General features: G+C 58.3%; 17 protein-coding genes and 3 pseudogenes. All 20 read left to right on the forward strand.

What is annotated here, in order from left to right; genetic code table 11:
• The first annotated feature begins 121 nt into the window (after window positions 1-121).
• The 20 genes and pseudogenes from B4968_RS14085 to B4968_RS24560 all read left to right on the forward strand — a co-directional run bounded on the left by B4968_RS14085 (window position 122) and on the right by B4968_RS24560 (window position 21385).
• Window positions 122-1570, forward strand: a complete 1449-nt coding sequence (locus B4968_RS14085; RefSeq protein WP_241525749.1) for a sugar ABC transporter ATP-binding protein — start codon at window positions 122-124, stop codon at window positions 1568-1570.
• Window positions 1567-2610 carry an ABC transporter permease gene (locus tag B4968_RS14090; RefSeq protein ID WP_241525750.1) on the forward strand — a complete coding sequence of 348 codons (1044 nt, stop codon included), beginning with the start codon at window positions 1567-1569 and terminating at the stop codon, window positions 2608-2610. The genes B4968_RS14085 and B4968_RS14090 overlap by 4 nt, the downstream gene beginning before the upstream one ends.
• A complete protein-coding gene (locus B4968_RS14095; RefSeq protein WP_083099946.1) occupies window positions 2607-3557 on the forward strand; it encodes an ABC transporter permease in 951 nt (316 codons plus the stop codon). The genes B4968_RS14090 and B4968_RS14095 overlap by 4 nt, the downstream gene beginning before the upstream one ends.
• Before the next feature lie 22 nt (window positions 3558-3579).
• Window positions 3580-4395, forward strand: coding sequence for a hypothetical protein (locus tag B4968_RS14100; RefSeq protein ID WP_338153272.1), 816 nt, complete (start codon window positions 3580-3582; stop codon window positions 4393-4395).
• A complete protein-coding gene (locus B4968_RS25790) occupies window positions 4362-4748 on the forward strand; it encodes a hypothetical protein (RefSeq protein ID WP_338153273.1) in 387 nt (128 codons plus the stop codon). The genes B4968_RS14100 and B4968_RS25790 overlap by 34 nt, the downstream gene beginning before the upstream one ends.
• Window positions 4745-6292, forward strand: a pseudogene (locus B4968_RS14105) (aldehyde dehydrogenase (NADP(+))). Before B4968_RS25790 ends, B4968_RS14105 begins: the two are co-directional and overlap by 4 nt.
• 93 nt (window positions 6293-6385) lie before the next feature.
• Window positions 6386-8179 carry an IlvD/Edd family dehydratase gene (locus tag B4968_RS14110; RefSeq protein ID WP_083099949.1) on the forward strand — a complete coding sequence of 598 codons (1794 nt, stop codon included), beginning with the start codon at window positions 6386-6388 and terminating at the stop codon, window positions 8177-8179.
• A gap of 42 nt (window positions 8180-8221) precedes the next feature.
• Complete coding sequence (locus B4968_RS14115; protein ID WP_083099951.1) at window positions 8222-9151, forward strand: SMP-30/gluconolactonase/LRE family protein; 930 nt, start codon at window positions 8222-8224, stop codon at window positions 9149-9151.
• A 740-nt stretch (window positions 9152-9891) separates the two neighbouring features.
• Entirely contained in the window at window positions 9892-10986 is a 1095-nt protein-coding gene (locus tag B4968_RS14120; RefSeq protein WP_083099954.1) for a TRAP transporter substrate-binding protein, read from the forward strand.
• Window positions 10987-11097: 111 nt separating this feature from the next.
• A complete protein-coding gene (locus B4968_RS14125; protein WP_083099957.1) occupies window positions 11098-11688 on the forward strand; it encodes a TRAP transporter small permease subunit in 591 nt (196 codons plus the stop codon).
• Window positions 11689-11718: 30 nt separating this feature from the next.
• Window positions 11719-13085, forward strand: a pseudogene (locus tag B4968_RS14130) (TRAP transporter large permease).
• A complete protein-coding gene (locus B4968_RS14135; protein ID WP_083099959.1) occupies window positions 13082-14425 on the forward strand; it encodes an amidase in 1344 nt (447 codons plus the stop codon). The pseudogene B4968_RS14130 and the gene B4968_RS14135 overlap by 4 nt, the downstream one beginning before the upstream one ends.
• 16 nt (window positions 14426-14441) lie before the next feature.
• A complete protein-coding gene (locus tag B4968_RS14140) occupies window positions 14442-14639 on the forward strand; it encodes a hypothetical protein (RefSeq protein ID WP_083099962.1) in 198 nt (65 codons plus the stop codon).
• The gene (locus B4968_RS25270) at window positions 14636-15292 is read left to right on the forward strand and encodes an NAD(P)-dependent oxidoreductase (RefSeq protein WP_277620948.1); all 657 of its coding nucleotides are present in this window, start codon (window positions 14636-14638) and stop codon (window positions 15290-15292) included. The genes B4968_RS14140 and B4968_RS25270 overlap by 4 nt, the downstream gene beginning before the upstream one ends.
• The gene (locus B4968_RS25275) at window positions 15250-15654 is read left to right on the forward strand and encodes an NAD(P)-dependent oxidoreductase (protein ID WP_277620949.1); all 405 of its coding nucleotides are present in this window, start codon (window positions 15250-15252) and stop codon (window positions 15652-15654) included. Before B4968_RS25270 ends, B4968_RS25275 begins: the two co-directional genes overlap by 43 nt.
• Window positions 15655-15761: 107 nt before the next feature.
• A pseudogene (locus B4968_RS14150) lies at window positions 15762-17203 on the forward strand (DUF6880 family protein).
• Window positions 17204-17313: 110 nt separating this feature from the next.
• Complete coding sequence (locus B4968_RS14155) at window positions 17314-17742, forward strand: hypothetical protein (protein WP_083099965.1); 429 nt, start codon at window positions 17314-17316, stop codon at window positions 17740-17742.
• A 298-nt stretch (window positions 17743-18040) separates the two neighbouring features.
• The gene (locus B4968_RS14160) at window positions 18041-19210 is read left to right on the forward strand and encodes a YbfB/YjiJ family MFS transporter (protein ID WP_241525753.1); all 1170 of its coding nucleotides are present in this window, start codon (window positions 18041-18043) and stop codon (window positions 19208-19210) included.
• A gap of 58 nt (window positions 19211-19268) precedes the next feature.
• Window positions 19269-19988, forward strand: coding sequence for an ABC transporter ATP-binding protein (locus tag B4968_RS14165; RefSeq protein WP_083099971.1), 720 nt, complete (start codon window positions 19269-19271; stop codon window positions 19986-19988).
• On the forward strand, window positions 19985-21385 hold the full coding sequence (locus tag B4968_RS24560) for an ABC transporter permease (RefSeq protein WP_241525754.1): 1401 nt from the start codon (window positions 19985-19987) through the stop codon (window positions 21383-21385). The genes B4968_RS14165 and B4968_RS24560 overlap by 4 nt, the downstream gene beginning before the upstream one ends.
• The last annotated feature ends 4 nt before the right edge of the window (window positions 21386-21389 follow it).

Consider the following 21389-nt stretch of genomic DNA (forward strand, 5'->3'; position numbering starts at 1 on the left):
CCTCTGGGCCGCCTGTGAGGGCGGTCCAGGCGCAACTTTTTTCAAAAGAATATACTCATGAACACATCGAAAGAGATTGTTCAGCTGCAGGGTGTGTCTCGCTTTTTCGGCGGGGACGGCGTTGGATAGTGTAGACTTCTGCTGCCAGGCTGGCAGTATTCACGGGATTTTAGGTGAAAATGGCGCAGGCAAATCAACGCTGATCAAGATCCTGTCAGGGGTTCTTGCGCCGAGCGAGGGCCAGGTCATATTCGACGGCCGCAACGTGGCTTACCGCTCAACGGCTGAGGCGACTGCGGATGGCATTGTCTGCATTTTTCAAGAGCTGTCGCTGGTACCTGATCTGTCAGTGGCCGAGAACATATTCATTGATCAGCCGCCGCGACGATTTGGTCTGATCGATACCCGTAAACAGCGCCAAATGGCCAAAGAGATTTTGGCGCGTATCAAATGCGAAGATGTCGACCCCGACGCCCATATCAGAGAGCTAAGCCTGTCGCGGCGTCAGATGATCGAGATCGCTAAAGCATTGGTCAAAAACCCCAGGGTCCTAATCCTCGATGAGGCGACATCGGCGCTGACAAGCAATGACGTGCAAACCGTCTATGATCTGATCGCTGAGCTGCGCGCCGACGGGGTGGCCTGCATCTTTATCAGCCACCGCATGCATGAGGTCGACCAGCTTTGTGATCAGCTGTCGGTGTTTCGCAACGGGCAGCACATTAAGAGTTTTGCAAAAGGCGCGCTGAGCGAGGCGGAGATTGTCCAACTTATGATTGGGCGCGAAATCACCGCACAGTTTCCGCCCAAGCGCGACAAATCCCTTGGAGAGACCACTTTGTCGGTGTCTGACCTGCGCTGGGAAGACAGCCTGAAAGGCGTCGATATTGACGTCCACGCGGGTGAAATTGTCGGGCTTGGCGGACTGGACGGGCAGGGACATAAGGAGCTTTTGCTGGCCCTCTTTGGCGCCCTTCATGGGGTCGAGGGGCAGATTTCTCTAAAGGGTCGCCCCTATCGGCCGGCCTCACCTGCGCTATCCAAACGTCTCGGCCTTGCGCTGGTGCCTGAGGATCGCAAAACCGAAGGGCTTATGCTGGAGATGTCTATCGGCGACAATTTGCTGCTGCCGAACTATCCGGAGGTCTCAAAAAACGGCGTGATTGATGGTGGCATGGCAAAGGCCGCCATCGAAAAGGCGGTGGCCCTGTTGCAAATCAAGGTCGGAAGCCCGGATCACCCCGTTGAAACCCTGTCTGGCGGCAATCAGCAAAAGGGGGTGATCGCCAAATGGCTCATGCTAAATCCTGATGTGATTTTACTGAATGATCCCACGCGCGGGATTGATGTTGGCACCAAGCAAGAGATTTACCGCCTGATGCGCGACCTGGTCGACGCGGGGAAATCGGTCTTGCTGTATTCAACGGACTACGCCGAACTGATCGGCTGCTGTGATCGGGTCTGCGTCATGTACGACGGTCGCGTGGTCTCCGAGCTGGAAGGCGACGCATTGACAGAAAAAGCCATCGTCGCGGCCTCATTGAACATTCACACGGAGGCTGTCGCGTGATCAATAAAGTCAAAGCCAGCATCTTGCGCAACAGAGGTTTTACCGGCGCATTTATCCTGTTTGCAGCCCTGTTCCTTACCTATCAATCTATGCATCCACGCGGCTTTTCGACAGCTGTGCTGGTGCAAAACTCGAATGAAGTTGTGGCCTTGGCTTTTGTGGCCATCGCGCAGACGATCCCTGTCCTTATGGGCGGGCTGGACCTCTCTGTTGGCGCTGTGATGACGCTGACCAATACGGTTGCTTCGCATGTTGTCACAGGCACGCCTTTGCAGATGCTTTTTGGCGCTGTGGTGACGCTGGCTGTTGGCGCCGGGTTTGGCGCGATGAATGGGCTGATCGTTGTCTATGGCCGTATACAGCCCATCATTGCGACCTTGGCAACCGGGGCGATCGCCATTGGGCTGGCGCTCATTTTGCGCCCTTCGCCCGGAGGCGACATTGACGGCGATCTGAACTGGGCCGCGACGAATGCGGTGTTTGATCTGGCCGAGACCTATGGCTTTGCCGACAATGGCAACGCCGCCTGGCTGCAACCCTTTGTCAACATCCCGGTGCCGCTCCTTATTTTGCTGGTTGTGGCGCTTGGTGTCTGGCTGCCATTCAAACGCACTGTGACCTGCCGCACGATTTATGCCATCGGCAGTGCCGAGAGTGCCGCGCATTTGTCGGGTCTGCCGATTGCGCGGGCAAAAATTGCAGCCTTTACCCTGGCTGGGTTCTTTGCGGCCTGTGGCGGGCTCTATCTGGCGGTGCAAACCTCATCGGGCAATGCTGATATCACCCAGGCCGGCACCTATACGCTGAACTCGATCGCCTCTGTTGTGCTGGGTGGCACCTCTTTGATGGGCGGCAGCGGCGGCGCGATTGGGTCAATGATTGGCGCCTTCATCCTGCGCATCATATCGTTCTATTTCCGCATCCTCTCAATCGATCCATTGCTGCAGCCGCTGATCGAAGGGCTGGTTCTCCTGGTCGCCGTGAGCCTTGGGGCGTTGCGTACTTTCCGGGTCAAAAACAAACTGGATCTGTTCCGATGAAATTTCTGAGTTTCTCTAACCCCGCTGATCGCCCTTTGATCATCGCCTTGATGACGACCTTTGTCATTCTTCTGGTTGGCACCGCCTATACCCTGACCACGCAAGGGACGGCGCCGCTGTTTACGCCATCCTATTTGCTGCAACAGTTGCAGATCGGCTCGTTTCTGGGCATCTGTGCTGCGGGAATGATGATGGTTGTCCTGCTTGGGCATATCGACCTGTCTGTGCCCTGGACCATGACGGCTGCTGCGATGATGGCCACAACGGTCGGTGGCCCCTGGGCCATTCCTGCGGGATTATCTGTTGGACTATGCGTGGGATTGCTGAATGGGTTTGGCGTGTCGGTCCTGCGTATTCCCTCGATGATTTTCACCCTGGGAGTGGATTCCGTTCTGCGGGGTCTCATGGTGGCCCATACAGGCGGCTTTGCGCCGCAAACCAAGGCCTCGCCGTTGATGCGCTATCTGGCGGCTGACACGATTTTGGGTATCCCCGTTGCCATTTTTGTCTGGGCCTTTGTATCGCTCGTGATCGTTGTGATCCTGACCCGCGCCGGGTTTGGAAAATCGATATATGCGGTCGGCGTCAAAGAAGGGGCGGCGTATCTCTCGGGTATCCGGACCCGCCGGGTGATCACCGGATCCTTTGTGGCCTCGTCTTTGTGCGCCGCAACGGCTGGCATCCTTTTGGCAGGCTATTCCGCAAAGGCCTATCAGGACATGGGCACGCAATATCTGCTGCCCGCGATTGCCGCCGTGGTTCTGGGGGGAACGCATATTCTGGGTGGTCGCGGGCGGTATCTTGGCACGCTGCTCGGGGCGACGCTGCTCGTATTTCTGAACTCGGTTTTGTCGATCCTGCAGATGCCTGAATCCTACCGCCAAATCATCTACGGCGTGGTCATTATCACAATGTTGCTTGTCTACGGACGTGGCAAACAGAACTGAGGAAGCAACAGGTGAACAACAGATGCAACAACAGATGCAGCAGCGGGCCTTTGGTCTGTCGCAACACGGAACCTATATTGGGCGCGTCTGGCGCCCGGGCATCGGCCCATCGGTCGTCACCCTGCGAGGCGACGAGGTGTGGGATATCACCAGTACTGAGATCTCAACCCTGTCCGGGGCGCTGGAACAGGACGATGTGGCCACGCAAATCGCGGCAGCTGAGGGGATATATCTGCGCAGCCTTCAGGCGCTTGAGAGCTCATCAGATCAGGCAAATTGCGCGCGTGACAGACTGCATCTTTTGCCACCCTGTGATCTTCAGGCAATCAAGGCCGCAGGGGTGACCTTTGCCAGGTCGATGATTGAACGCGTGATTGAGGAACGCGCTGCCGGGGATTTCAGCCGCGCCGCAGAAATCCGTGAGCATGTCTCGCAGATCATTGGTGGCTCGTTGAAAGACATCGTGCCGGGCTCGCAACACGCGATGGAGGTCAAAAAGATCCTCGAAGCCGAAGGGCTTTGGTCGCAATATCTTGAGGTTGGGATTGGCCCTGATGCCGAGGTCTTCACCAAGGCGCAGCCAATGTCTGCGGTTGGATCAGGCGCAAGGGTCGGGCTGCCCCTGCCTCTGACTGGAACAATCCAGAACCAGAGATCGTGCTGGCGGTTGCATCCTGTGGGGAGATCAAAGGCGCAGCATTGGGGAATGACGTCAATCTGCGCGATGTTGAGGGCCGTTCTGCATTGCTGCTGGGAAAGGCGAAAGACAACAATGCCTCTACTGCAATTGGCCCCTTTATCCGCTTGTTTGATGCGGGTTTTGGTCTGGAGGATGTGAAGCAGGCTGAAATTCTGTTGCAGATCAAGGGTGCAGACGGCTTCATGTTGGAGGAGCGTTGCGCCATGAGCGAGATCAGCCGGTCGCCAGAAAGCATTGTCAGTCAAACCCTTGGCACGCATCACCAATATCCTGACGGTCTGATGCTCTATCTTGGCAGCATGTTCGCTCCGATTAAAGATCGCGACACCCCAGGCCAGGGGTTCACCCACAAGATTGATGACATCGTGACAGTCTCTACGCCCGCGCTGGGCGCACTTCGCAATGCTGTCTCTTTATCCACTGAATGTCCCGCGTGGTCATTTGGCACAGGGGCATTGATGAAAAACCTAGCCGGAAGGCATTTGCTATGAATTTTACACCACAGGGAAAACACCTCATTGGCGGCGATTGGGTCGCGTCTGAGGCGCGCTTTCAATCCTCGCCCGCACATGGACAGTCGCACAGCTTTTCTGTCGGAACAGCCGCGCTTGTGGATCGGGCCGTGCGCGCCGCCGAGGAGGCCTTTTGGTCGTTTTCCGCAACGCGCCGCGAAACGCGCGCTGATTTTCTGAATAGGATTGCAGACGAAATTGATCTGCGCGGCGCAGAGATCACCGAGATTGGCAGCGGTGAAACAGGTTTGCCCGGCGCGCGTCTCGAAGGGGAGCGAGGACGGACAACCGGACAGCTTCGCCTGTTCGCGGCGCATATTCTGGAGGGAGCTTATCTGGACACCCGACATGACAGCGCCTTGCCTGAGCGGCACCCTGCGCCGCGTCCCGAACTCTATATGATGCAGCGCCCCATCGGCCCCGTGGCGGTCTTTGGCGCCTCTAATTTTCCATTGGCGTTTTCGGTCGCAGGCGGCGATACCGCCGCCGCATTGGCCGCAGGCTGTCCTGTCGTCGTAAAAGGCCATTCAGCCCATCCCGGAACCAGCGAAATCATCGCCGAAGCAATCCATGCAGCTGTCGCGCGTTGCGGTCTGCACACAGGGGTGTTTTCTCTTATCCAGGGGGGCAAACGTGAGGTTGGCACCGCGCTGGTGCAACATCCCCTGATCAAGGCCGTGGGCTTTACCGGGTCCCTGGGGGGAGGGCGCGCCTTGTTCGACCTCTGTGCGGCGCGGCCGGAGCCAATCCCGGTTTTTTGGCGAAATCGGCTCGGTCAATCCGATGTTTCTGCTGCCGGCGGCTCTGAATGAACGTGCCGCAGAAATCGCTCAGGGATGGGCCGGATCCCTCACCTTGGGGGCAGGCCAGTTTTGCACAAATCCCGGCATTTCATTTGTCATGATGGGCCAGAGGCTGATCATTTTTGTGACGAAGCCGCAAAAGCGCTCGCCGGGGCTGAGCCGCAGGTGATGCTGACAGAGGGTATCGCAGAGGCCTATTGGCACGGCACGCGTGCGATGGCCGCTGCGAACAATGTGAAGCAACTGGTCGCAACCGAGGCGACGGCGCGTGCTGCCTTGCCCAATCTGTTTGCCACATCCGCCAAAGACTGGCTTGCGAACACAGAGTTGAGCGAAGAAGTCTTTGGCCCGCTTGGCCTTGTGGTGCGCGTGGCTGACAGGGACGAAATGCAGGCCTGCGCGCGCAGCCTGCAAGGGCAGCTGACCTGCACTGTGCATATGTCAGAGGCTGATCTGGAGCTGGCGCGCGCACTGATGCCAGTTCTTGAACGCAAAGCGGGACGCCTTTTGATGAATGGGTTCCCAACAGGTGTCGAGGTGAGCGACACGATGGTGCATGGCGGCCCCTATCCGGCCTCTACAAATTTTGGTGCGACCTCTGTCGGGACCCTGTCGATCAGGCGCTTTTTACGTCCGGTTTGTTACCAAAACCTGCCCGCAGATCTCTTGCCTGCAGATCTCTTGGCCAGTGATGTCAAAGCCAGTGATGCCGTGCCCTAATCCATAGGCCTGAAAACACGCCGTTTTGGGTGCTCAAGAGCGAGAAAATCTTGCGCGCGGCCAATCCCGACCTGAACAAAAGAGACGCAGCTTATGACCGATTATCGCGAAAAATTCAAAGCAAACGGGAAACTTCGGTCACAGGAGTGGTTCAATAACCCAAATAACCCGGCCATGACGGCGCTGTATTTGGAGCGGTATCAAAACAATGGCTTCACCGCCGAAGAGCTCCAATCCGGCAAGCCGGTGATCGGAATTGCGCAATCAGGGTCTGAACTTGCTCCCTGCAATAAGATCCACCTGTTTCTGTCAGATCGCATCAAAGCCGGTATTCGCGATGCCGGCGGGATCCCGATCGAGTTTCCAATCCACCCGCTGCATGAGAATGGCAAACGCCCGACGGCGGCGCTGGATCGCAACCTTGCCTATTTGGGGCTGGTCGAAATTCTGCACGGCTATCCCCTGGATGGTGTTGTGCTGACGACTGGCTGCGACAAGACGACACCGGCGATGTTGATGGGAGCCGCGACCGTTGATCTTCCGGCGATTGCCTTGTCGGGTGGTCCAATGTTGGACGGATGGGGGAAGGGGGAGCTGGCGGGCTCGGGCACGATCATCTGGGAGAGCCGGCGTTTGTTGGCGGAAGGCGTGATCGACTACGAAGAGTTCATCAGCCGCGCCTGCGCCTCTGCGCCTTCCCTGGGCCATTGCAACACCATGGGCACCGCCAGCACCATGAACGCCCTGGCCGAGGCATTGGGCATGAGCCTTTCTGGCTGCGCCGCAATTCCGGCGCCGTTTCGCGAACGCATGGCTATGGCATATGAAACGGGCAAGCGGATTGTCGATATGGTCCATGAAGACCTGACCCCATCCAGGGTCATGACGCGTGAAGCCTTTGTGAACGCCATCCGAGTTGCGACAGCGCTCGGGGGGTCGACCAACGCCCCGCCTCATATTCAGGCCATTGCGCGCCATGTGGGGGTCGAGTTGACGATCCAGGACTGGCAGGATTTCGGATATGACGTGCCGCTTTTGCTCAACATGCAACCGGCCGGAAAATATCTGGGCGAGCGGTTCTATCGTGCAGGGGGGGTCCCGGCTGTCATGGGGGAGCTGATGCATGCGGGCTATCTGAACACTGGCGTTCTGACCGTGTCGGGGAAACCTCTGGCTGAGAGTTTGCAAAACGTCCGGAGCGAAGACGCAGAGGTCATCCGGAGCGTGGCGAACCCCTTGCGACAAAAGGCTGGCTTCCTTGTTCTAAGGGGTAATTTGTTTGACTCTGCATTGATGAAATCCTCGGTCATCTCGGACGCGTTTCGGCAACGGTATCTTGTCACTCCGGGGCATGAAAACACGTTTGAGGCCCGCGCCATTGTTTTTGACGGACCAGAACACTACCACGCTACGCTGAACAATCCTGATCTTGGGATCGATGAGAACTGTATTTTGTTCATCCGCGGCACAGGCTGTGTTGGCTTTCCCGGCTCTGCCGAAGTTGTCAATATGCAGCCGCCGGATGCGCTGATCAAACAGGGCATCAAACATTTGCCAACTGTCGGGGACGGGCGCCAATCCGGCACCTCAGAAAGCCCGTCAATTTTGAATGCCTCGCCAGAATCTGTTGTCGGGGGCGGGCTGGCATATTTGCAAAATGGCGACCGGGTAAAGCTCGATTTGAATGAGCGCACCCTGAATGCCCTGGTCGACCCGGCGGAATGGCAGGCGCGCAAGGACAGCTGGAGCGCGCCTGAGCTGGAAAATCAAACGCCGTGGGAAGAATTATACCGCAAGAACGTTGACCAATTGGCTGATGGCGGTTGCTTTGGTTTTGCGACAAAATACCAAAAGACACGGACCCTGTTGCCGCGCGACAGCCATTAACGGCATCATCGCTGCCAACACTGGTCCCAGTTGGGAGAGCATATGAGCAATCTACCTGCACATCTGGACCTGCGTGATGACCGGTTTTTGCGACTGGTTCATCCCATTGCTCCGCTTTTAAAGATTGCGGAGGGCTTCACCTGGACAGAAGGCCCGGTGTGGTTTGGCGACCATGACTGTTTGCTGTTTTCTGACATCCCCTCCGAACGCATAATGCGGTGGAGCGAAACGCAGGGTGTTTCGGTCTTTCGGGATGCATCTGGTTTCAACAACGGCAACACGCGCGATCACAGCGGCCGTTTGCTTGGCTGCCGTCATGGCACACGCGATGTTGTGAGAACCGAAATAAATGGCGCGCTGACCGTGCTTGCCTCCACCTACCAGGGAAAACGTTTGAACTCTCCAAACGATCTTGTGGTGTCCTCAGATGGCGCTGTCTGGTTCACCGATCCAACCTATGGAATACTCTCGAACTTTGAAGGATACCAGGCAGAGCCCGAGCAAGACGCGCGTCATGTTTTTCGTATTGACCCGGTGACAGGGCAGGTGGCGCCTGTGGTTTCTGACTTCATTCAGCCCAATGGGCTTGCGTTCAGTCGCGATGAAAAAACACTGTATATCGCGGAAAGTGGCGCCAGCCACGACAGCAAGGTTCCCGCGGTCATTCGGCAATTTGACGTCGTTGGATCATCTCTCACGGATCGCGGGGTTTTTGCCACGATTGATTGCGGTGTCCCGGATGGGTTTCGCATCGATTCAGCAGGAAACCTGTGGTCTTCGGCTGCAGACGGCGTGCATTGTTTTGCTCCTGATGGCACTTTGCTGGGCAAAATACTGGTGCCGGAAACAGTATCAAATCTGTGTTTTGGCGGGCGCTATGGACACAGCCTTTTTATCACGGCATCCACCTCTGTCTTTCAGATTTTTGTCAATACCAATGGCGCCGAAGCATGGACTGCGCAACCGAACTAAGGACCATGGGCGCCTCTCTCTAGGCCGGATCATCAAAAGCCAAGTCCGATCCATCCGGTGCTGGGCGTGAAACGCGAGGCGCATAGTCGTGGAATGGTCGCGAGGCGTGGGCCGCTGTTCCCTGAGCTGTGGCCTCTTTAGCGGCGTGAGCGGAGTTTATCGCGAGGAAGGGGCAGGGGGCATTCCTGTCACTTTTTCCCCGTGCTGAAAATGCCGTGAAACGTCAGCTGACGATACAGAAAATGATTCGTTCATATCCACGATACGGGGTTGAGTGGTCTCAATCTGCTGTCCAAAAGGTGTAGTCCCACCTGTGGGACGCAGACATCCGAATGGTATTGGTAATTTTTTCGGACCAAATTTTTCCCCCGTTTTTTGCCTCAGAGAGCAAGATCAAAAACAGGCAGGATTTGGGGAAACATGTGAAATTACGGCGTTAAAGTGGCGAAAATTGCTGAAATGGGTGTCTTTTAGACCAATTCGGTCGATTTGACGGCGGCCTCAGAAAGCTGGCATTTTCGCGTTCGCATGGCCCCTGGCTGGTCAGGATCTGCGAAAGAAACACTTGCGTGACTGCGTGTTACCAATAGAATTTGCTCAGGTGAGGGTATGTCACGCATCCAATGTCCGGAGGAGTAGCCGCGGCAGGGGGCAAAAAATAGGTGCAGCCTGAACACCACTTTGTTACGTGCTGTTTGCTCAGCCGAGCAGTCACGGCATGAAATTCCTTGGGAGGAAACATGACAAATTCAATCAACCGCAGAAAGTTTCTGCGAGGTTCGGCTGTCGCCGGCGCCGCTGCGTTAGCAACACCAGCAATTGCAGAAAGCCACGGCGTAACACTCAAGATGCAGGCGGCCTGGGGCGGCGGTATCTTTCTTGAAAACGCGCAGTCTTTTGCTGCGCGCGTCAATGAGATGTCTGGCGGCTCACTGACAATCGAAGTTCTGTCGGTGGATGCGGTTGTCAAAACCAGCCAAATGCAGGACGCGGTGCACCGCGGTGTTCTGGACGCAGCCCACTATGTGCCTGCCTACTGGTACGGCAAATCCAAATCTGCTTCGCTGTTTGGCACCGGCCCTTGCTTTGGCTGGTCCAGCCAGGAAGTGCTGGGCTGGGTCTATTCCGGTGGCGGTCAGGAACTCTTTGACGAGCTGATGGCAGAGCTGCGCCTGAATGTTGTATCCTTCTTCAACTCTCCGATGCCGGCACAGCCGCTGGGCTGGTTCCAGGAGCAGATCACAGACGCCTCCCAGATGAAGGGCCTCAAGTACCGGACTGTTGGTCTGGCGGCCGACGTCATGCTGGAAATGGGCATGTCAGTTGTTCAGCTTCCCGGTGGTGAAATCCAGCCTGCGATGAAATCAGGCCTGATTGATGCGGCTGAGTTCAACAACCCGACGTCTGACCGTGACTTTGGGATGCAGGATGTCTCAAAGAACTACATGCTGGCCTCTTATCACCAGTCGCAGGAGTTCTTTGAAGTCACCATCAACAAGGACAAGTTCAACAGCCTGTCCGATGAGCACAAAGCGATCATCAAGAACGCATCCATGGCCGAAAACTCTGGTTTCTACTGGGGCAACGCCAAGCGTTATTCCGATGACCTGATCAAGCTGCAGGAAGCCGATGGCGTCGCCGTTCACCGCACACCTGACTCCGTCATGCAGGCACAGCTGGTTGCCTGGGATGCAGTGGCGGCACGCATTGCCGACGATGATCCGTTCTTTGCCAAGGTGATGGAGTCGCAAAAGGCCTACGCCAAGAATGTGATGAACTATCTCAACCTGAACCAGCCTGACTACAAGCTGGCGTATAAGCACTACTTCGGTTGATCGCGCCGCAATAGAAACGAACGATGTCCGGGCGCCAGGGTTGGCGTCCGGACATTATACGCTTGGGAAAGCAGCTGATATCCAAATGGTCCGTGAGGGAGTACCAGAACCATGAAAGTCGTATATGCCATCGAGGGCCTCAGCCTGTGGGTTGGGCGCGCCTTTGGATGGTGCATCATGATCCTGACGCTGTCTGTCGTCTATGAAGTGTTTGTGCGCTACGTGTTGAACGCGCCGACTGTCTGGGCCTTTGATATGATGGTCCAGATGTATGGCGCGCTGTTCTTGATGTGTGGCGCCTATGCCCTGGCGCAAGACACCCATGTGCGGGCTGACGTGATCTATCGCCTCATCCCGGTGCGGGGGCAGGCGGCTTTGGACTTCGTGCTCTATTTCCTCTTCTTCTTCCCGGGCATTCTGGCCCTTGTCTGGTACGGCTATGAAATTGCCTCGGACAGCTGGCGCTACAAAGAAGTGAGCTTTAACAGCCCCGCCAGTATCCAGATCTACTTTTTCAAATCGCTTATTCCGCTCTCCGGCGGCCTGCTTATGATCCAGGGGGTTGCCGAGCTGGTGCGCTGTGTGATGGCAATGCGCTCTGGCGTGTGGCCCGAACGTCTCGCGGATGTGAAAGAAACAGAAGACCTTCTGACCAGCGCTGATCTGGATGAGATCCGCGCCATCACCCCCGGTCGCAACTAGGCCCTTCAGCGCTTCACGAAAGATAAATAGATGACAAATCCCGAAGTTGCCCTGTTGATGCTTGGACTGTTCATTGTCCTTGTCCTGCTTGGTTTTCCGATCGCCTTTACTCTGCTCGCCATGGGCGTCGCCTTTGGCTACTACGCCTATAACCAGGGCGGTGCGATTGAGCAGTTAAGCGATATTTTCAACAATAATATCTTCTATCTGCTGAACCAGAACACCTATTCGGTGATGGAAAACCCGACGCTTGTCGCGATCCCGCTGTTCCTGTTCATGGGCTACGTGGTTGAGCGGGCCAATATCGTCGATAAGCTGTTTTTCTCGCTCTACATGGCGGCGCGTAACCTGCCTGGCAGCCTTGCGATTGCGGCCCTGTTGACCTGTGCGGTCTTCTCAACGGCCTCGGGAATTGTCGGCGCGGTTGTAACCTTGATGGGCTTGCTGGCCTTTCCGGCGATGGCCAATGCCAACTATAACAAGAGCTTTGCTTCCGGTGTGATCTGCGCAGGCGGCACGCTCGGCATCCTGATCCCGCCGTCAATCATGCTGATTGTCTATGCGGCCATCGCGGACCTTTCGCCGCTGCGCCTCTATGCGTCGGCTGGTTTCCCGGTGTGCTTTTGGCTGGGCTCTATATTGTCTACGTGGTCTTGCGCGTCTGGTCGAACCCGTCGCTGGCACCAAAACCCAATATGGAAGACGTGCCACCGCCAAAAGAGATCTACTGGAACCTGCTGGTCAGCTTTGTCCCGCTGACTGTGCTTTTTGCGCTTGTTCTGGGCTCGATCCTGGGCGGTCTTGCCACCCCGGCAGAAGCCGCAGCCATGGGGGCGATGGGCGGTATTGTTCTGGCCGTGCTGTATCGGTCTATGACCTGGACAAAACTGAAGGAAAGCGTGTTTCTGACCGCCAAAGCCACGGCGATGGTGTGCTGGCTGTTTGTTGGCTCCTGGACCTTTGCCTCGGTGTTTTCCTACCTGGGCGGCCACGATATTATCGCGCATTGGGTCGGCAGGATGGACCTTGAGCCGTGGGAATTCCTCGTGCTGGCGCAGATCATTATCTTCCTGCTGGGCTGGCCGCTGGAATGGTCGGAAATCCTGATCATCTTTGTGCCGATCTTCCTGCCGCTGCTCGAAGTGTTTGGTGTGAACCCGTATTTCTTTGCGATGCTGGTGGCGCTGAACCTGCAAACCTCGTTCCTGACCCCGCCCTTGGCCATGTCGGCCTATTATCTCAAAGGGGTGTTGAAGAACCAGATTGAGCTGATGGAGATTTTCCGAGGCATCATGCCCTATCTGGCGATTGTGATCCTGACGATGGTCCTGATGTATCAGTTCCCCGGCATCGCGCTGTGGTTCCCTGACTACCTCTTTGGAGAATACATCCCGTGATCAAAGAGGCTTATAAGCTTACCGCGACTGAGGCCCTGGCGCTCTGCGCCCGGGGCAAGCTCACATCCGTCGATCTGGTCAAATCCTGTCTGACACAGATCACCGAGACGGATGATGCGATCGGCGCCTGGGCCTATCTTGACCCAGGCGCTGCCATCGCACAGGCGCAAGAGTGTGACCGGATCCGCAAAGCAGGCCTGGCCATTGGCCCGCTGCACGGTATTCCGGTTGCGCTGAAGGACATCATCGACACGGCCGATATGCCCACGGCCCGCGGCACGCCGATCTTTCGTGGTCGCCGCTCGGGCAATGACGCTCGCCTGGTTGAGCTTTTGCGTGGGGCAGGGGCGGTGATCCTGGGCAAAACGGTTACGACAGAGCTGGCCTTTGTGCACCCAAACGGCACGCGCAATCCGCACAATAGCGATCACACGCCCGGTGGCTCTTCCAGCGGGTCCGCCGCAGCCGTAGCCGCGCTGCATGTGCCGCTGGCGATTGGCACTCAAACCAACGGCTCGGTGATCCGCCCGGCGTCGTTTTGCGGCACCTTTGGCTTCAAACCCACCCGTGGGGTGATTTCGCGGACGGGCGTGTTGCAGACCTCGGCCTCGCTTGATCAGGTTGGCTGCTTTGGCCGCACGCTTGCCGATGTGGCGCTGCTGACGGATGTGATTGCCGGCTATGATGGCCGCGACAGCACCAGCTTTGCGCGCCCACGTCCCGGCATGGCCGCAGGTGCGGCGGCGGAGGTGCCTGTCACACCAGAGCTGATCTGGTTTGATTTGCCGTTCAACGACCGTTTGTCCGAGGCGGCGCGCGAAGGTCTGGATGCGGTGTTGGACGTTCTTGGCCCGCAGGTCACCCGGATGGAGCCTGCCGACACCCTGTCCAATCTGGTCGCGGTGCAGGCGCGTATCCACGAATACGAGATTTGCCAACATCAGGCAGAGGTCTTTGACAGCCACTGGGACCAGATCAGCGAAACCCTCAAGCCTGTCATCACCCGCGGGCGGCAGATTACCCAGGCCGAATATGAAGACGCGCTCGCGGTCAAGGCCTCGGCAGAAGCCTTCTTTGATGACTTCTTTGTTGAGTTCGATGCCATCATTGCCCCTGCGGCTGCGGGCGAAGCGCCCCGATTTGACGCCGACGGCACGGGCGATCCGATCTTCTGCACCTTGTGTCCACTGGCGGGCCTGCCCTCCGTGACTCTGCCGTTGCTGGTCGGAGAGACCGGCCTGCCCATCGGTGTACAGCTGATTGGCCCTGTTGAGAAAGACGACCGTCTGTTGCGCACTGCGCGCTGGCTGCAGGGCCAACTGGCGGCTGCGGCGGAATAATTGAAAGGATACGAGCATGTCATACGCAGTTAAACTGGTGGTCGGGCTGATCGGGACGGCACTCCTGTGCGTCTTCATCGGGGGCCTATCCCAAAGTATCTCATCGGGCTTTGCAGGATTTAAGGGCGGCGCCCCTTTCATGATCATTGCAATCGTTGTCTGCGGCATGGCCGTTTACGATTTCTTTGACGAATGCGTCCGGAAGAAGAAATGACCAAACCACGGCTTTGGATCACCCGCCGCCTGTCTGACGCAACACTGGCGCGCGCCCAACGGGACTATGATGTGGTCATCAACCACGCTGACACCCCCGGCACTGCGGCGGAGCTGGTGGCGGCCAGCGCTGATTTTGATGCCATTATTCCCTGCCATTCCGAGCATTTCAGCCCCGATGTGGTGGCGCAATTCTCCGACCGGCTCAAGATCGTCGCCAATCACTCGGTTGGTGTTGACCATTGTGATCTGCCCGCTCTCAAAGGGCGCGGTATTGTGGTGACCAATACGCCTGATGTGCTGTCGGATGCGCCCGCCGAGCTTGCCATGTTGCTGATGCTGGGGGCTGCACGCCACGCGGTCGCGGGGGACCGGATCGTGCGCAGTGGCGCATGGGACAGCTGGTCGCCAGCCTTCATGGTGGGCAAACAGGTGACAGGTGCGCGGTTGGGCATCATTGGCATGGGCCGTGTCGGCCTTGCCTTTGCCGCCAAAGCCCGTGGATTCGATATGGAAATTCACTATTACAACCGCAGTGAACTCTCTGCAGGGCAGGCAAAGGCGCCATCTATCACGACAGTGTTGAGAGCCTGCTGGGCGTTGCCGACTTTTTGTCGCTGCATTGCCCTGCCACGCCTGAAACCACGAATTTGATGAATGCAGAGCGCTTTGCGCAACTGCCTGCGGGGGCGGTGATCGTCAACACTGCGCGCGGTGCGCTGGTGGATGAGACGGCCTTGCTGGAGGCGCTGGCACAGGGTCAGATCTCGGCGGCGGGGCTGGATTGCTTTCAGACAGAGCCGGGCGGCAACCCGGCGTTTGCCGCGCATGACACGATTTTCATGTTGCCCCATATTGGCAGTGCAACCCGCAAAACCCGCGATGCGATGGGCTTTCGCGCCCTCGACAATCTCGATGCCTTCTTTGCAGGGACAGACGCCGGGCGATTTGCTGTAACACTGTATAGCGGGGGGGCAGCTCCCTCCGCGCAGGCATTCCCTCACCTGTGCGTATGACTCTGGTGCGAGCTGGCGTGCCAGAGGAGGCAAAGGCGTGGTGCGTCAGGATGTGTCGCAACACCTGCCGACTTCCCTTTGGGGGCGCAAGATGTCAAACATAGGCAATGTCGAAAAAGACCCTCAATAAAGCCAATCTCGAAGCGCTTGGTGCCGACAGGCTGGCGGCCCTGCTGATCGAGGTCAGCACCGGCAGTGCTGAGATCAAGCGCCGATTGCGGCTAGAGTTGTCGCACAGCCTTGGAGCGTCGGAACTTGGCCGTGAGGTCAGCAAACGTCTCACGGCGCTGCGCAAATCAACTGGTTTTGTCAGCTGGCGCAAACGCAAGGCGCTGATCAAAGATCTCGACACGCAGGTTGTGATGATAGTCGAAAAAATCGCACCAGAGGACGCAACCGCTGCGTTTGATCTGTTGTGGCGGTTTATCGAGCTGGCGCCCTCGGTCTATGAGCGTGTCGGTGACAGCCGCGGCGATGTCGCCACTGTCTTTCGCAGCGCAGTCCTGCATTTTGAAAGCATAGCCCCCCTGGCGCAGATTGACCCTGCGGCGCTGGCTGACCGTGTCTGGGCCGTTGTGCAGGACAATGGATACGGCGCGTGGGACGGCATCATTACTCTTATGGCGCCAGCTCTTGGGCAACTGGTCTTGCACGCCTGAAGGCCGAGGTCGAGGCCTATGCGGCGGCGCCTCTTGAGGACGAGTCTGACGATCACGAAGCGATCCAGTTTCTGCGCCAGCTGCGCGAGGGCAACAGCTATGCGGCTGACCGCAAAAAGCGGTTTGTCAAAGAGTGCCTGCAGGAAATCGCGGCCTCTTCTGGCGACACAAACGCCTATATTGCGCAATACTCTGAAGAGGATTTGAAACGCAAAGACATCGCGGCCGAGGTGGCTGGTCTCTTGCTCAGCGAAGGTCAGGCAGAGGGGGCCGTTGATCTGCTCCTTGCGGCTGATCGCGACGCAAGCGCCGCTGAACAAGAGGTCTGGGACGACGCCTATATCGCCTGCCTTGAGGCACTTGGGCAAAGCGCGCAAGCCCAGGCGCACCGCTGGGCCAGCTTCTCGGCGAGCCTGAACGCGCGACATCTGCGCAACTACCTGAAGGCTCTGCCGGATTTTGACGATGTTGAGGCGGAAGATCTGGCGATGACACATGTTGCGATGGATCCGGATTTCTCACGCGCGCTGCGGTTTTGTATCGACTGGCCCGATCTTCTGACTGCCGCCCGAATGGTCGAAGAGCGCGCCGCAGAAATTGACGGCGACCGCTTGTTGATGCTGGGGGCCGCTGCCGAGGCGCTGCGGCCAAGACATCCGCGCGCGGCTGTGCTGCTTTGGCGTGCCATGATCGCCACCACGCTGGCGCGGGGGCTGTCCGCGCACTATGGCCAGGCGGCAGAGCTTCTGGCGGAGTGCTCTGTGCTGGATGCGCAGATCACAGACTATGGCGCCTTTGCGAGCCACGAGAGCTATGTTCAAACCCTGCAAGACCACCATGGTCACAAATCGTCATTTTGGGCAAAGCTGCGCGCGCCGGGGAGCGCATAGCGCTCAGTACCGGATTGCGTAAGACGCAGGATGTATGGGGCCAGAGTGAGGGCTAGAGTGCTGTCCTTTTGGAATAGGCTATAAAAATAAGATGCGTTGGGAGGAAACACATGCCTTTTGGTGATCGCACGACAGAGACCACAGGCAGGCCGGCCAATGTCTTGGCGCCGTCTGTGCGGGCCTATCTCAGCCAAACGGGTGGGCTGGCGCTTCCGATGACATATCAAGCTCTTGCCAGGGCTCTGGAGCTGAGGCCGCCCAATACCATCCATCAGCTCACAATGGCGTTGGAATGCCTGATTGAGGAAGATGCCGCCGCCGAGCGCCCCTTGATCGCAGCACTGGTGATCAGCAAGGGAAGAGGCGGCTTGCCTGCACCGGGATTTTTTGACTGCGCGCGGCGTGCGGGCTGTTTTGACGGCGCGTCTGAGGGAGCTGAAGGTGCTGCGTTCTACGCTGAAGAGTTCCAAAAAGCCGTCGCATTCTGGCGCCCGCGTGGCCAGTACGCCCAGGGCATGCAGGATGATGGCCAGCTGTGACAGCCTTTGCGCCAAAGGTTTGACCATCACCGAGCTGCTTTAACCTCTTTCGTGAGGCACGGCTCTTTGATCCGGGTAACGCTTGTATGTTTCAGGCTGCGCAGGAGAGCCGTGGGTGGGCGCTGCAAATCGCTCGCCAGACTGCCTGGCGGCGTAACAAGGCGGTATCAGGAATGAAAAGGAGCTTGAACGCATCGCACATCATTGGCAGCTTGACGCGGTGGGCGTTCTATTTGGGAATGTCGGACAGAGAGAGGTTTCATATGTCCTTTTCCCCTGACCGCCCGGGCCGCTGTCGGTGACCGCAGAGCCCACCCGCCCCTGGCTGGTTCTGGCGGGGCTGGCGCTCGGCGTCACGGTCACAAATGGATTTGCCCGCTTTGCCTATGGGCTGATGCTTCCGGCGATGAAATCCGCGATGGGCTGGAACTTTGCTCAGGCTGGATGGCTGAACACGGCCAACGCGCTTGGCTATGTTGCCGGGGCGGTCCTGACCATGGTGCTGAGCCGGCACGTCTCGCCCGCACGTCTGTTTGCCTTTGGTCTGATCACCACCACCCTGGCGCTCTTGGTCACGGGGCTGAACGCCGCGCTTTGGTGGCAGACACTCTGGCGTATTCTGGCAGGGGCTTTTGGGGCGATGTCGTTTTCCACAGCGGGAGCATTGGTCGCAGGCCTGTTTCGCGATGATCCCCGTCGCAACGCGCTGGCGATTGCCATCCTGTTTGGTTGCGGCGGCGGGGTGGGGATTGTACTGGCCGGAGCGGTGCTGCCGCTTTTGCTCGACCTCTATGGTCCCGGAGCCTGGCCTGTCGGCTGGATTCTCATCGGCATTGCCAGCCTGTCCTTTTTGCCTCTGGGACTGTGGGCCGCCATGCAGCTGCGCCCGTCCACCTCTCAAGCGGTCAAATCTGTCCCCTTGCCGCTGCTGCGCATGCTGCCCGAAATCATTGGCTATGCCGGGTTTGGACTGGGATATATCGTTTACCTGGCCTTTTTGTCCGCCTGGATGACCGACCAGGCCGCAGGCGCCGGGTTTATCACGCTGGTCTGGGTGATCCTGGGCCTGTGCATTTGTGTCTCTCCGCTGGTTTGGCGCCCTGTTTTGGCCAGGTATGCGTCCGGCTTGCCTCTGGCGCTGATCCTGACCGGAATCGCCATTGGCTCTGCCTTGCCCGTGGTGTTGCCAAGCGGCCCTGCCTTGTTGATCTCTGCGGTGGTGTTTGGATTGTCGGTGTTTATGGCGCCCGGAGCCGTTACGAACTTCACCCGCAAGAACCTTTTGCCGGAACAATGGGCCGCGGCGATCAGCCTGTTCACCGTGGTGTTCGCCATTGCCCAGACCCTCGGCCCCTATGGGGCTGGGCTTGTCGGAGATCTGTACGACAATATCGGGGTTAGCCTGCTGGTCGCGGCTGGACTTATGCTGGGGGCGGCAGGTGTATCTCTGCTGCAAAAACCGCTTTAAACGAGAGATCACCCTGGGGGGCTGCACGCCGCTGGGGTACTGAAAAACAGGAGTGACAATGCAAAGCCGCAAGACCCCAATGGCCTTTCGTACCTGCGGGCTGACCAAGGTCTACGGTAGCGGCCATTCGGCTGTACACGCGCTGCGGGGCGTTGATCTGGAGATCCCTGCCGGTGACATTGTTGTCCTGCTGGGGCCGTCGGGGTCGGGGAAATCGACCCTTTTGAACATCATTGGCGGCCTGGACCGGGGCACCGAGGGGGAGGTCTATTTCCGGGATCTTTGCCTCAGTGAAATGCCGGATGCGCAGCTGACACGGTACCGGCGCGACCATGTTGGCTTTGTCTTTCAGTTTTACAACCTCATGCCCAGCCTCACGGCCCGCGAAAATGTCGAGCTGGGGACCGAGATTGCCACCGATCCCATGGACCCCGATGAAGCCCTGGCCCTGGTTGGCCTGCGCGAGCGGGTTGATCATTTCCCGGCGCAGCTTTCAGGCGGTGAGCAGCAGCGCGTGGCCATTGCCCGCGCCATTGCCAAACGCCCCGAAGTGCTGTTCTGCGATGAGCCCACCGGCGCGCTCGACAGCACGACGGGGCGCGCGGTCCTTGAGGTGCTGCGGGACGTGAATGCGGAACTTGGCTCGACCATTTTGATGGTGACCCATAACGCCAATACCGCTGCGATGGCGGACCGGGTGATCTATTTCGCCGATGGCGGCATTCTCAAGGTGGTCGAGAACGCCGAAAAACTCAGCCCCTCCGAGATCAACTGGTGAAGCCACTGATTAGGCCGCTGGATCATAAACTGCTGCGCGACCTCTGGCGCATGAAGGGGCAGGTTCTGGCCATCGGTGCCGTTATCGCGGTTGGGGTATTGATGCTGGTGATGATGACCGGGCTTGTCACCTCCCTTAGTGAAACCCGCGCCGCCTATTATGAACGCTACCGGCTTGCCGATGTATTTCTGCCGGTAAAACGCGCGCCGGAACGGCTGGCCGCGCGGCTGGCGCAGATCTCCGGGGTCGCCAGCGTCGAGACGCGGATTGCGGGCCGCGCCCTGATCGATCTGCCAGACCAGAGCCTGCCGGTTCAGGCCCAGGCGCTGTCGCTGCCGCAGCACAGGCGCCCGGCGCTGAATGACATCTACCTCACACGCGGTCGCCTTCCCGCGCTGGGGCGGACAGAAGAAATCGTTCTGCTGCAGAGCTTTGCCGCCGCACATGGGTTGCAGCCCGGCGACAGGCTGGCGGCAACAATGAACGGCAGACGTCACCAGTTCAAAATCACCGGCCTCGCACAAAGCCCCGAGTTTCTTTATGTGACAGCACCGGGAGAACTGGTGCCGGACGATGCCCGTTTTGGGGTGGTCTGGATGAGCCGCCCCGGGCTTGCGGCGGCATATGATCTGGATGGGGCCTTTAACGAAGCGCTCTGGGGTCTGGCCCGTGGCGCCAATGCGCAGAGTATTCTGGACCAGGCCGACCGCCTGATGGCTGCCTGTGGGGGCAGCGGCGGCTACGCGCTGGCGGATCAGATCTCGAACCGGTTCATTGCCGAGGAAATTTCGAATATGCGGGCGTCTGCCACTGGGGTGCCGCCGATCTTTCTCGCGGTGGCGGCCTTTCTGCTCTATATTGTTATCAACCGGATGGTGCAGTCCGAGCGCGAAGAGATCGGGTTGATGAAGGCCTTTGGCTACACCGATATCGAGGTCGGCGGTCACTACTTCAAACTGATTATGGTCATCGCCCTGGGCGGAGCCCTGGCCGGCTGTCTGGGCGGCATTGCCAGCGGGCGCGCGATGATCGGGATCTATAGCGCCTATTTCAAATTCCCGTTTCTGGTCTTTCGTCTTGATCCGGCCTCCTTTGTGACCGGCGTGACGGTCAGTGTGCTCGCCGCCTCTGCCGGCGGGGTGTTGGTGCTGCGGCAGGTCTTTGCACTGACCCCGGCCACGGCAATGCGACCGCCTGCGCCCCCGGATTACAGCCGTACAAAGGGGCTTGGCCGGACCCTGACCCGGTTTCTGGACCAACCCAGCCGCATGGTGTTGCGCAGGTTGACCCGGCAACCTGTCCGCATGGCGGGGGCGATGATCGGCATCGCTTGTGGCATGGGGCTGTCTGTGGCGATGATCACGATCTACGCGGGGTTTGACGGACCATCGATCTGACGTT

It is taken from the genome of Pseudophaeobacter leonis, assembly GCF_002087335.1.
Lineage (GTDB): Bacteria > Pseudomonadota > Alphaproteobacteria > Rhodobacterales > Rhodobacteraceae > Pseudophaeobacter > Pseudophaeobacter leonis.